At 73.0% G+C, this 11,863-nt stretch carries 11 protein-coding genes and 1 riboswitch; of the genes, 8 read left to right on the forward strand and 3 right to left on the reverse strand.

The features are described 5' to 3' along the window. Positions 1–1,128 (reverse strand): HNH endonuclease signature motif containing protein (locus IN07_RS15795; protein WP_231558411.1); only part of this gene is annotated, 1,128 nt, incomplete at its 3' end. A gap of 521 nt (positions 1,129–1,649) precedes the next feature. Next, positions 1,650–1,802: riboswitch (cyclic di-AMP (ydaO/yuaA leader) on the forward strand. Positions 1,803–1,818: 16 nt separating this feature from the next. Here IN07_RS15795 and IN07_RS15800 point away from each other — a divergent pair. Further along, positions 1,819–2,355 carry a C40 family peptidase gene (locus tag IN07_RS15800; RefSeq protein ID WP_052091340.1) on the forward strand — a complete coding sequence of 179 codons (537 nt, stop codon included), beginning with the start codon at positions 1,819–1,821 and terminating at the stop codon, positions 2,353–2,355. Between the two features lie 112 nt (positions 2,356–2,467). Here the strand turns inward: IN07_RS15800 and IN07_RS15805 are convergent, their stop codons facing one another. Together IN07_RS15805 and IN07_RS15810 are read right to left on the reverse strand one after the other, a co-directional pair. Then, positions 2,468–4,312 (reverse strand): bifunctional metallophosphatase/5'-nucleotidase, encoded by a 1,845-nt coding sequence (locus IN07_RS15805; RefSeq protein ID WP_197058500.1) that lies wholly within the window; start codon positions 4,310–4,312, stop codon positions 2,468–2,470. A 137-nt stretch (positions 4,313–4,449) separates the two neighbouring features. Further along, positions 4,450–5,628, reverse strand: coding sequence for an ROK family transcriptional regulator (locus IN07_RS15810; RefSeq protein WP_036337125.1), 1,179 nt, complete (start codon positions 5,626–5,628; stop codon positions 4,450–4,452). Positions 5,629–5,768: 140 nt separating this feature from the next. Here IN07_RS15810 and IN07_RS15815 point away from each other — a divergent pair, with 140 nt between their 5' ends. The 7 genes from IN07_RS15815 to IN07_RS15845 all read left to right on the forward strand — a co-directional run bounded on the left by IN07_RS15815 (position 5,769) and on the right by IN07_RS15845 (position 11,759). Then, the gene (locus tag IN07_RS15815; RefSeq protein ID WP_456237883.1) at positions 5,769–6,509 is read left to right on the forward strand and encodes an amino acid ABC transporter ATP-binding protein; all 741 of its coding nucleotides are present in this window, start codon (positions 5,769–5,771) and stop codon (positions 6,507–6,509) included. Positions 6,510–6,590: 81 nt separating this feature from the next. Continuing rightward, entirely contained in the window at positions 6,591–7,550 is a 960-nt protein-coding gene (locus IN07_RS15820; RefSeq protein WP_036337128.1) for a glutamate ABC transporter substrate-binding protein, read from the forward strand. 59 nt (positions 7,551–7,609) lie between these two features. Beyond that, on the forward strand, positions 7,610–8,254 hold the full coding sequence (locus IN07_RS15825) for an amino acid ABC transporter permease (protein WP_036337129.1): 645 nt from the start codon (positions 7,610–7,612) through the stop codon (positions 8,252–8,254). Continuing rightward, entirely contained in the window at positions 8,251–9,120 is an 870-nt protein-coding gene (locus IN07_RS15830; protein WP_052091341.1) for an amino acid ABC transporter permease, read from the forward strand. The genes IN07_RS15825 and IN07_RS15830 overlap by 4 nt, the downstream gene beginning before the upstream one ends. Next, the gene (locus tag IN07_RS15835; RefSeq protein ID WP_156119221.1) at positions 9,110–10,072 is read left to right on the forward strand and encodes an asparaginase; all 963 of its coding nucleotides are present in this window, start codon (positions 9,110–9,112) and stop codon (positions 10,070–10,072) included. Before IN07_RS15830 ends, IN07_RS15835 begins: the two co-directional genes overlap by 11 nt. Then, positions 10,069–10,800, forward strand: coding sequence for a copper homeostasis protein CutC (locus tag IN07_RS15840; protein ID WP_036337132.1), 732 nt, complete (start codon positions 10,069–10,071; stop codon positions 10,798–10,800). Before IN07_RS15835 ends, IN07_RS15840 begins: the two co-directional genes overlap by 4 nt. After that, positions 10,797–11,759, forward strand: coding sequence for an ROK family protein (locus tag IN07_RS15845; RefSeq protein ID WP_036337134.1), 963 nt, complete (start codon positions 10,797–10,799; stop codon positions 11,757–11,759). Before IN07_RS15840 ends, IN07_RS15845 begins: the two co-directional genes overlap by 4 nt. Positions 11,760–11,863 lie beyond the last annotated feature (104 nt).

The raw sequence follows: 11,863 nt of genomic DNA on the forward strand, positions 1-11,863 counted from the left end.
CTCCACCCGGAAACCGTGGTGGACCTTGGTGTGGTGCCGTTCGCAGAGAAGCGCTGAGTTCTGCAGGTTGGTCTCGCCGCCGTGCAGCCAGTGCACGAGATGGTGCACATCGCACCACCAGGACGGGGCGCCGCAGCCGGCGAACACGCAGGACTCGTCCCGCCGCTCCACCGCCTTGCGCAGGCCCGGGGTGACCACCCGGTGGTCCCGGCCGAGATCCAGCGGCACCCCGTCGGGGCCCATCACGATCCGGGAGACGCTGGCGTCGCAGGCGATCCACCGGGCCCGGGCCGCAGAGATCGTCGACCCGAACCCGGTGCTCGCCGCCCCGGCACCCGTGGCCGGGTCGACCAGGTCGTCCAGGTCGATGCCCACCACCACGTGCGGCTTCACCGTCCGCAGGATCGGCAGATCACCGCTGGCCAACTGGTTGTCACACAACTGCACGAGGGCGTCGGCGTTCTGCTGGGCGCGGGTGCGGTCGTCCCCCTTGGGGCGGTGGGCCTGCACGATCGACTCGATCGCCGCCTGCACCTTCTCCCCTCCGACGGCGTCGAGGTCGAAGCGGCCGGTGATCGTGCCGTCGGCGTGCTTGGCGATGCTCAACCGCCGCCCCTCCGTCGGGTCCGGCTCGGGGCCGTCGGGGTCGAGTGCGTCCTCGAAGGCCTGCACCGCAGCGACCAGCGACTGGTGCGGCGACTCGGCCGCCACGCGCGCCCACACCCGGTCGAACGCGGCCAGGTCGATGCCCTGCTCGGCCGCGCGGGCGGCCTCGCCCGGCCCCACCTTCTCGGCCACCACGTTCACCTGCGCCGCAGTCACGGACCCGTCAGCGAACCCGGCCGACAGGGCCGGGAAGTGCTCCAACGCCCGCCCCGACCGCACGATCCGCGACGCCTCCGCCTGCGACAGCCGCGCGTGCCCGATCAGCCACGACCGCATGCTCTTCAACCCGTCGCGCTCCGCCGCCTGCACGACGTCCGCACGCCGCACCGTGCGGGTCAACTCCGCCGACGCACGGTTGACCAGTTGCACCAGGAACGCCGTCCGGTCCAGCACCTGCCCGTCCGTGAGCGAGTGCAGATCGTCGGCCGCCAAGGCGTCCAGAGCCGACACCAACTCGCTCACGGACACCTCCCGACGTATTCGAACCTGTGTACGAATACTAGTCTCGTCACGAGCTCCGAGCAAGGCGAATCTGCAGGTCAGACGCCTGTCCACAGATACCGACAGTCCCTTGACACGACCGACCGCGGCGCGTCAACGCGTCCGCCCGGGCACCAGCGCGGCAGGCGTGATCAGCGACCAGGGCCGCCTCAAGCGCTGGTCGACGCGACAACCGATCACGTGACGACTCCTGCAGCGGGCCGTGTCGCGTCGCACACGAAACGTGCCCACCCGCCGTCCGACCAGAAATCGGATTCCCGGCGGGAACAGGCGGCGAGAGCCGACCTCGCCGGAGGCGCGCTCCAGCGTTGGCCGACGTCAGCTCGGCGAGTCGTCCGCGCCGCCCGGGCGTGTTGCAGCCCCACGGGGTGTCGGAACCGCAACGGGCGGCACTTTGTGACAAATCCGTGACAGCCCTACCGTCATCCGCGCCTGCCGGCCCCTGAGTCGCCACACACGGTGACACCGGCGAGCACCGCCGAACCGGGCAACCGCCGCAACGTCGCCGCGAACGCCCGGACCGGGGACCCACCGCAGTTCTGGGGTGAAGCGCAACGGCACGCGAGTGCCGGAGCGCCGGGCGAGTTCCCCGCCCGAACCCGTCAGCTAACTCGGTAGGCGGTCGAGGAGAACAAGGAGAACTCGTCGTCCATGACGACCACTCGCACGTCCCCCGCCCGTCGTCCCTCCCGTTCCGGTCGCCGGGCACTGATCGCGCTGTTCGCCAGCGCGGGCGTCGCCCTCACCCCGATGGCCGCCCAGGCCTCGGTCGGCGGCGGTGGAGCGGCCGCCCCAGCACCCGTCGCGGCACCGGTGGCCCCGGTCGCGGCTCCCAACGCAGCTGCCCAGATCATCGTCGACACGGCGCTCGCCCAGCAGGGCAAGCCCTACGTCTGGGCCGGGGCCGGCCCGAACGTCTACGACTGCTCCGGGCTGACGCAGTACTCCTACGCGGCCGCCGGCATCACGCTGCCGCACTCCTCCCGCATGCAGTCGACGATGGGCGTGCCCGTGGCCCGCGCCGACCTGCAGCCCGGTGACCTGGTCTTCTTCTACGACCCGGTGGGCCACGTCGGCATCTACATCGGCAACGGCCTGATGGTGCACGCCCCCACCGCCGGGGACGTCGTCCGCACCATCAACGTCGACACCATGTGGGGCTACCACTCCGCGCGTCGTCTGGTCTGACCCGCTCGCCCGAGGGCAGGCGCACGACGAACGCCCCGCTCCCCCAGACCGGGGAGCGGGGCGTTCGTCGTGTCGGAGGGGCCGGGGTCGCGACCCCGGCCCCTCCGGAGGGTCAGTCGAGCAGCAGCTCGCCGTCGCGGACGAGCTGCCAGTTCTCCACGTAGAAGTCGGCCGGGTCGATCACGCCGCGCTCCTGGGCCCACTCGATGAGCAGCTGGCGGATCTCCAGCTGCTCGTTGTAGACCACCGGCGCCGTGGAGATGTGCGGGAAGCCGCCGCCGCCCGAGCGCCGGTAGTTGTTCACCGCGACGACGAAGCGGGCGTCGTCGGCCACGGGCTCACCGTCGATCTCCAGCCGGGTGACCCGCTCGCCGACCGGCCGGGACACGTCCAGGTCGTAGTCGACGCCGGAGAGCACGTCGTAGTTGTAGTCCGGCGTCCCGTCGGCGTTGGTGATCGTCTCCGGGTCGACGGGCCCGGTGGCCGGCACCTGGGTGAAGTAGCTCGCCGACTCCTCGAGGTAGTCGCGCACCTGAGCGCCGGTCATCTCCACCGCCTCCAGGGTGTTGTCGAAGACGTAGAGCCCGGCGATGTCCCGGATGGTGACGTCGCCCTCCGGGAAGACCGCCTCCCGGCTGAACGGCGCGGCGATCGACAGCACCGGCAGGTCGGCCCACTCGGTGCCCGCGAGTGCGGCGTCGACGGTCTCGGTCTGCACCTGCTGGATGAAGTCGAGGATCGGGGTGTCCTCGTACCGGCTGGTCAGCGTGGTCAGCTCCTCGGTGGAGGTGGCCACCACCTGGTTGACGTAGTCGACCGTCGCCTGGTGCGCCTCGTCGGTGACGGCGAGGACGTCGGGGTCCTCGGGGTAGTCCCTGGTGCGCAGCGCGGTGGCCGTGGCCTCGGTGACGTCCCACTGGCCGCGGGTCTTGGTCAGCTCGAAGTCGACCTGGCTGACCGTGGCGCCCCAGCGGTAGGGCTGGGTGAGCAGCACCTCCTCGCCGGTGACCTCGTTGACCACGACCTGGGACGGGGCGTCGCGGTGCGTGTGGCCGACGACCATCGCGTCGATGCCGGGCACCGTGCGGGCGATGACGTCGGAGGGGTTCTCCGTGCCGACGGCCGGGTCGTCGTAGGACGACGTCCCACCGACCCCGGCGTGCGCGAGGACGACGACGACGTCGGCCTGCTCGGCGACGACCGGCACCCACTCCTCCGCCGTCTCCACCATGTCGCGGAACTCGACCTGGCCCTCGACGTTGTTCCGGTCCCAGATGGCCGAGCCCGGCGTGGTCAGGCCGATGATGCCGACGGTGACCGGCTTGGCGCCGCGGACCTTCATCTCCTGCAGCGTGTACGGCGGCAGGTACGGCTCGCCGGTCGCGACGTCGATGACGTTGGCGCCGAGCACCGGGTGGTCGACGTCGTCGACGTAGCCGGCCAGGGTGTCCAGGCCGTAGTTGAACTCGTGGTTGCCGACGACCTGGGCGTCGTAGCCGATGACGTCGTAGGCCGCCGCGATCGGGTGCTCGGCCTCCGGCGGCTGCTGGGCGGCGAGGTAGGTGAGCGGCGTGCCCTGCAGGAAGTCGCCGTTGTCGACGACGAAGACGCTGTCCGCGCCCTTCTCGGCCCGCACCGAGTCGACGACCGAGGAGACGCGGGCCAGGCCCGTCGCGTCACCGGCGCTGTCGGTGTACGGCGCGTCGCGGAAGTAGTCCCAGTCCTGCGCGCGCCCGTGGATGTCGGTGGTGGCCAGCATGGTGAGCTCGAGGCTCTGCCCCTTGCCGTGCCCGCCGTCGTGCCCCTTGCCGTGGCCGTTCCCATGGCCGTTCCCGTGACCGTGGCCGTTCCCGTGCCCGTTGTCGTGACCACCCGGGCTCGCCGCCGCGGGGGTCACCGCCCCGACGCTCATCGCCAGCACCGCTGCCGCGACCGTCACCGTCGTCCGTCTGCGCACGCGATCTCCCCCAAGCTCGTCAGCCGCCCCTGCTGGGCCGGCTGTGCGGTTGCTGAGCCAACGTAACGAGAGATGCCGACAAGTCGACATCGGTCACGAGGTGTTCGCGCACGCAGCACCGGGTGGACCGACCGACCTCAGCGGGCGGCGGCGCGCGCGGCCAGTTGTTCCGGGGAGAAGGCCAGGTCCAGCGCCTCCCGGGCGGCGCCGAGCACGGCGGCCTGCTGGCCGACGCGGCTGACCGCGATCTCCAGGCCGTCGGTGATCATCGGCGGGCACTGCGCGTAGATCGCCGAGCGCACCCCGGCGACGAAGGCCTCGGCGCTGCTCAGGTGCCCGCCGATCACCAGCCGCTCGGGGTTGAAGAAGTTGAGGATGGTCGAGAGCACGGTGCCGGTGCTGCCGCCGGCCTCGCGCAGCAGCTGAGTGGTCAGCGGGTGCGCGTCCCGGGCCAGGTCGAGCATCCCCTCGGTGCCCGAGGAGTCGACCCCGCGCTCGGCGAGCTGCTCGACCAGCGCGGCGCCGCTGGCCACGGCGTCCAGGCAGCCGACCCGCCCACAGGAGCACGGAACCGGCGGGGCGCCGGGCACGGTGGTGTGGCTGATGTCCCCGGCGAACCCGCCGCTCCCCCGGTGCAGCACCCCGCCGGCGATGACGCCGCAGCCGATGCCGGAGCCGACCTTCACGAACACCATCTGCTCGGCCGGCGACCCGCCGGCGGCGTGCTCGCCGAGCGCCATCAGGTTCGCGTCGTTCTGCACGATGACCGGCACCGGCAGCCACTGCCGCACGATCGCGGCCACGTCGGCGCCGTTCCAGCCGGGCATCCGGGCCGGGGAGACGACCAGGCCGGTGCGCGCGCTGACCGGCCCGGGCACGCCGACGCACATCGCCAGCAGCGGCGGGGCGTCGTCCAGCCCGGCGACCGCCTCCTCCACCGCGGTCACCACGGTGCGCAGCACGGCCTCCGGGCCGTCCGAGACCGCGATGGGCAGGTGCCGCTCGGCGACCTGCCGACCCGCGGCGTCCAGGACGGCGATCGCCGCGTGCCGCTCCCCGAGGCTGACCGCGACCACCAGGCCGGCCGCGCCGCGCATCTCCAGCCGGCGCGGCGGCCGCCCGCCGGCCGAGGGCCCGGTGCCGGTCTCCACCAGCCAGCCCCGCCGGATCAGCATCTCCACCCGGGCGGCCGCGGTGGTCGCCGAGAGCCCCGTCTCGCGGGCGACGTCGGCCCGCGAGGTGGCGCGGCCGAGCCGGACCAAGGAGAGGACCTCGCTCGGAGAGGTGGCCGACCGGTCACCGGCGGGGGTGGGCATGCCGATCAGTGAAGCAACGCCCGTCGTGCGAAGCAACGGCCGCTTACTCCGGAAGTGGAAATACTTCATGGACTTCTCGTTGTAAGGATCGCCACTTAGCCTTCGTCCAACGTTCAACGCCGACCGTGAGGAGCACGCCCGTGACAACGCCGATGGTCAGCCTTCGCGGCGTCGACAAGCACTTCGGCGAGCTGCACGTGCTCCGCTCGATCGACCTGGAGGTCGCCCCGCGCGAGGTCGTCGTGGTCATCGGGCCGTCGGGGTCGGGCAAGTCGACGCTCTGCCGCACGATCAACCGGCTCGAGCCGATCGACGCCGGCGAGATCCGGGTCGACGGCCAGCTTCTGCCCGCGGAGGGCGCCCAGCTCGCCCAGCTCCGTGCCGACGTCGGCATGGTCTTCCAGTCGTTCAACCTCTTCGGCCACCTGAGCGTGCTGGACAACGTGATGCTGGCGCCGCTGAAGGTGCGCAAGGCGAGCAAGGCCACCGCCCGCAGCGAGGCGATGGCGCTGCTGGAGCGGGTGGGCATCGCCGACAAGGCCGACCGCGTCCCCGCCCAGCTCTCCGGCGGCCAGCAGCAGCGCGCCGCGATCGCCCGCTCGCTGGCGATGCACCCGAAGCTGATGCTCTTCGACGAGCCGACCTCGGCGCTGGACCCCGAGATGGTCAACGAGGTCCTCGAGGTGATGACCTCGCTGGCCGCCGACGGCATGACGATGGTCGTGGTGACCCACGAGATGGGCTTCGCCCGCCGCGTCGCCGACCGCGTCGTCTTCATGGCCGCCGGTCAGATCGTCGAGGTCGCCCCACCGGCGGAGTTCTTCGACGCCACCCGGAGCGAGCGCGCCCGCTCGTTCCTCTCCAACGTGCTGGCCCACTGACGGCCGAGCGCACCCCGGGCGGACCCGCCCACCCCACGCCCGGCGCCGCTCCCCCGGCCGGGCTGATCAGAAAGGCAAGGCATGAGTGACATCCGCCTTCCCAGGCGCCGCTTCCCGCTGATCACCGCCGTGCTGGCCACCGCCTCGGTGGCGGTCGCGGGGTGCGGCTCGTCCGACTCCTCGTCCGACGCCGTCCCCGGCGGCGGCGACGACACCGCCGCCTCCGGCCTGGACGCCGTCTACGAGGACGCGCCGGTCGCCGACGACGAGTTGATCCTCCCCGAGTCCACGATGGCCGAGATCAAGGAGCGGGGCGTGCTGCGCGTCGCGGCCGCCCTGGACGCGCCGCTGCTCTCCCAGCAGGACCCGAGCAGCCCCGAGGACGTCGAGGGCTTCGACATCGACCTGGCGAAGATGCTGGCCATCTACATCCTGGGCGAGCCGAACATCGAGATCGTGCCGCCGGCGTCGGAGACCCGGGAGGCGCTGCTGCAGAACGGCACCGTCGACGTCGTCTTCAACACCTACACGATCACCGAGGAGCGGGCCGAGCAGATCAACTTCGCCGGCCCGTACTTCACCTCGGGCCTCGCGGTGGCGGTCGCCGCCGACAACGAGGACATCTCCAGCATCGAGGACCTCAACGGCAAGAACGTGATCGTCGGCGCGAACACCCCGGCGGTCACCGCGGTGCCCGAGGTCGCCCCCGGCGCCGAGGTGACCAGCTTCGCCACCGACCCGCAGGCGGTGCAGGCGCTGGTGCAGGGCCGCGGCGACGCCTACGTGCAGGACTACACCCTGCTGCTGGCCGCGGCGAACGCCAACGACGACATCAAGATCGCCGTCCAGCCGTTCACCGAGGAGCCCTACGGCATCGGCCTCCCGCCGGAGGACCCGGAGTTCAAGGACTTCGTGAACACCTGGCTGGAGGAGATCGAGGACGACGGCTCGTGGGCCGAGATCTGGGAGGCCACCCTCGGCACGGTCGTCGAGGGCGACGCCCCGACGCCGCCGGAGATCGGCTCGGTGCCGGGCTCCTGACCCGGCACCCCTGAGGCAGCAGCCCTGAGGCAGCAGCAGAGCCAGCAGAGGACGACGACGTGACTGCAGTGATCGAGAACCTGGACCCCTTGCTGAGGGCGCTGGGGACGACCGTGCTGATCCTGGTGATCTCCGCGGCCGGCTCCCTGGTGCTCGGGGTGCTGATCACCGTGGCCCGGGTGAGCCCCATCCCGGTGCTGCGCGGGGCCGCCTGGGCCTACGTGCAGGTGTTCGTCAACGTCCCCCTGCTGGCGCTGCTGCTGCTGGCCGTCTTCGCACTGCCCGATGCCGGGCTGCTGATGCCGCTGACCACCACGGTGATCGTCGTGCTCACCGTCTACGAGGCGGCGTACGTGGCCGAGGCGGTGCGCAGCGGGATCAACACCGTCGCGTCCGGGCAGGTCGAGGCCGCCCGGGCGCTGGGGCTGCGGCTGTCGCAGACGCTGCGGCACGTCGTCGTCCCGCAGGCGGTGCGCGCCGTCGTCCAGCCGCTGGGCAACGTGATGATCGCGCTGCTGATGAACACCGCCCTGGCCGCCACCGTCGGCGTGGTCGAGCTGACCTCCGCGACGAACAAGGTGAACCTGGTCGCGGCCCAGCCGATCCCGATCTTCACCGCCGCCGGCCTCACCTACATGGCGCTCGCGCTGGCCATCGGGCTGGCCGCCGGGCGGATCGAGAAGAAGGTGGCGATCCACCGATGAGCCACAGTGGTGCGTTCCTCTACGACGCCCCCGGGCCCCGCGCCCGGCGGCGGATCCTGCTCGGCTCGGTGGTCAGCGCCCTGGCGCTGGCCGGTGTGTTCGCGCTCGCGCTGGTGCAGTTCGGCCGGACCGGGCAGCTGGACGCCGACCGGTGGACGCCGTTCCTCGACTGGCCGATCTGGTCCTACCTGCTGGTCGGGCTGCGCGGCACCGCGCTGGCGGCCGCGCTGGTCGCCGTCCTGGCCGGGGCGTTCGGGGTGCTGCTGGCCATCGGCCGGCTCTCGCAGAACCGGCCGCTGCGCTGGCTGTGCACCGGCTACATCGAGGTGGCCCGCACCCTCCCGGTGCTGCTGCTGATCTACCTCATGCTCTTCGGGCTGCCGGCGTACGGGATCAACCTGCCGGTGCTCTGGAAGCTCGTCGTGCCGCTGACCATCGCCAACGCCGCGGTGGTCGCCGAGATCGTCCGGGCCGGGGTCCTCGCCCTGCCGCGTGGGCAGACCGAGGCGGCGCTGAGCCTGGGCATCCGGCGCAGCCAGGCGATGCGCTTCGTCGTCCTCCCCCAGGCGCTGCGGCACGTGACGCCGTCGCTGGTCACCCAGCTGGTGAGCCTGATCAAGGACACCTCGCTGGGCTACGTCGTCGCCTTCACCGAGCTGCTGTACCGAGCGCAGGTGCTCAGCGCCTACAACCGGCTGCTCATCCAGACCTTCCTCGTGGTGGCGCTGATCTACCTGGTGTTCAACGGCGCCCTGTCCTACCTGGCCGCACGGCTGCGCACCCGGGTCCGGCGCCAGGTGGCGCCGCCGTCCGGCCCCGCCGAGCAGGCCGCCGATCGTGAACTGGAGACCCCCGTTGTCCGCTGAACTCGCCGTGGTCCGCCGCTCGGGACTGGTGGAGAGCCGGCACCTCGGCTCGCTGCTCGCCCTGGACGCCGACGGCTCCGTCGCGCTGTCCCTCGGCGACCCCGACGCCACGATCCTGCCGCGCTCCACCACCAAGCCGCTGCAGGCGCTGGCCTGCCTGACCGCCGGCGCCCCGCTGACCGGGCCGGAGCTGGCGATCGCCGCCGGCAGCCACACCGGCGAGGACGCGCACGTCGACGTCGTGCGCCGGCTGCTGGAGCGGGCAGGGCTGGAGGAGTCGGCGCTGCAGTGCCCGGTCGACTGGCCCGAGGACGAGCCGACCCGGGTCGCGCTCATCCGGGCCGGCGCCGAGCGGAGCACGGTGCGGATGAACTGCTCGGGCAAGCACGCCGCGATGCTGCTGGCCTGCGCGGTCAACGGCTGGCCGACCGCCTCCTACCTGGACCCCGGGCACCCGCTGCAGCAGCACGTGCGCGCGGTGACCGCGGAGTGGACCGGTGCGCCGGTGCGGCACGACGCGACCGACGGCTGCGGCGCCCCGCTGTTCGGCACCACGGTGCGCGGGCTGGCCACGGCCTTCCGTGCGCTGTCGCTGGCGACGGAGGGTCCGGCTGCCGAGGTGGCCGGCGCGATGCGGACGCACCCGTTCTTCGTCGGCGGCACCGGTCACCAGAACTCCGCGGTGATGGAGCTCGTGCCGGGCGCGGTGGCCAAGGGCGGCGCGGAGGGTGTGATCGGCGTGGCCGGACCGGACGGCCAGGCGGTGGCGATGAAGGTGGTCGACGGCAACCCGCGAGCGACGACCCTGCTGGCGCTGACCGTGCTCGGTGGGCTCGGCGTGGACGTCTCCGCCGCTGCCTCCCTGACCGCCCTCCCGGTGCTCGGCGGCGGGGTGCCGGTCGGTGCGATCGAGCCGGGTACCGACGTCCTCGCCTGGCTGGAGGGCCGGTGACCGCGGTCGAGATCTGCATCGACGACGTCGCCGGCGCGACGATCGCCGAGGAGTGCGGTGCGGACCGGGTCGAGGTGTGCGCGGCGCTGTCCGAGGGTGGGACGACGCCGTCCATCGGGCTGGTGTCCACGGTCCTCGCCGAGGTGTCGCGGATCGGCGTGCAGGTGCTGATCCGGCCGCGCGCCGGGGACTTCGTGTACTCCCCCGCCGAGGTCGACGTGATGCTCGCCGACATCGTCGCCGCCCGGGCGCTGCCTGCATCGGCGCAGGTCGGGTTCGTGGTCGGGGCGCTGACCGCGGACGGCGCGATCGACGCCGCCGTGCTGTCCCGACTGGTCCAGGCCGCCGGGCCGTGCCCGGTGACGTTCCACCGCGCGTTCGACACGCTGCCCGACCTCCCGGCTGCGCTGCCCACGCTGATCTCCGCGGGGGTGAGCCGGGTGCTCACCTCGGGTGGCGCGCCGACCGCTGCCGCTGGGACCGCGGTGCTCCGCTCGTTGGTGGAGTTGGCGGGCGACCGGATCACCGTGCTCGCCGGCGGGTCGGTGCGCGGGTCGAACGTGGCCTCGCTCGTCGCGGAGACCGGGGTGCCGGAGGTGCACCTGCGGGCGGCTTCGCCGGTCGTCTCCTCGGCCGCCGGCTCGGCCACCGGCGTCGACTACGCCGTCCCGCGGCTGGCGACCTCCGCCGAGCCGATCCGGGCCGTGCTCGAGGCGCTCGCCTCGTGACGACCACTCCTGCGGTGCTGGCGATCGACGTCGGCGGCACCTCGATGAAGGGCGCGGTCGTCACCCGCGACGGGCGGCCGGTGGTGGTCGAACGCTGGCCCACCGACCCGGCGACGGACACCGTCGCCGCCATCGCCGGCCATCTGCGCTCGCTGGCCGCCGCCGCGCGTGACCAGCACCTGGACGTGGTCGGGGCCGGCGTGGTGACCCCCGGCATGCTCGACGAGGCGAGCGGCACAGTCGTCTACGCGTCGAACCTCGACTGGCGGGATGTGCCGCTGCGGGCGCTGCTGGCCGAGGCGACCGGGCTGCCGGTGGTGACCGGCCACGACGTGCGGACGGCGGGGCTCGCCGAGCAGCTGCTCGGGGCGGCGCGCGGCGTCGAGGACTTCGTGCTGGTGACCATCGGTACCGGGGTGGCTGCGGCCTTGGTGACCGACGGTCGGCCGGTGACCGGCGACGGCGGGGCGGCCGGGGAGCTCGGCCACATCCCGATGGTGCCCGGCGGCGAGGCGTGCACGTGCGGGCAGAGCGGGTGCCTGGAGGTGTACGCGTCGGGCGCCGGCCTGGCCCGCCGCTACGCGGCTCTCTCCGGCGTCTCCCTGCCGGCCGAGGACGTCGTCGCCCGGCTGGGCCGCGACGCGGACGCCGACCGGGTGTGGGCCGAGGCGATGCAGGTGCTGGCCCAGGGGCTGGTGACCGCGACGCTGCTGCTGGACCCGACGACGATCGTGCTCGGCGGCGGCTTCACCGCGGCGGGTGACGCCCTGCTGGAGCCGGTCCGAGCCGGGCTGGCGGCGGGGTTGGCGTGGCGCTCCGCCCCGCCGGTTCGGGTGGCCGAGCTCGGCAGCGAGGCCGGCTGGATCGGCGCCGCCGCCCTGGCCTTTCGCTCCGCCGGCCACGCCGACGCCCTCGGGACTTGGACCCCCCACGCCCTCCTCGGCGCCCCCATCCCCTGAGGGGCCGAAGTCGCGATTTTGGCCCCTCACCCCGCTCCCGCGATGAGTTGGCTGGAGCAGCGAGATCTTCATCTCTGCCCGGCGGCGCGCGTCGGGCAGGGAGG

Origin of the sequence: Modestobacter caceresii (genome assembly GCF_000761485.1) — a bacterium.
Classification (GTDB): Bacteria; Actinomycetota; Actinomycetes; order Mycobacteriales; family Geodermatophilaceae; genus Modestobacter; species Modestobacter caceresii.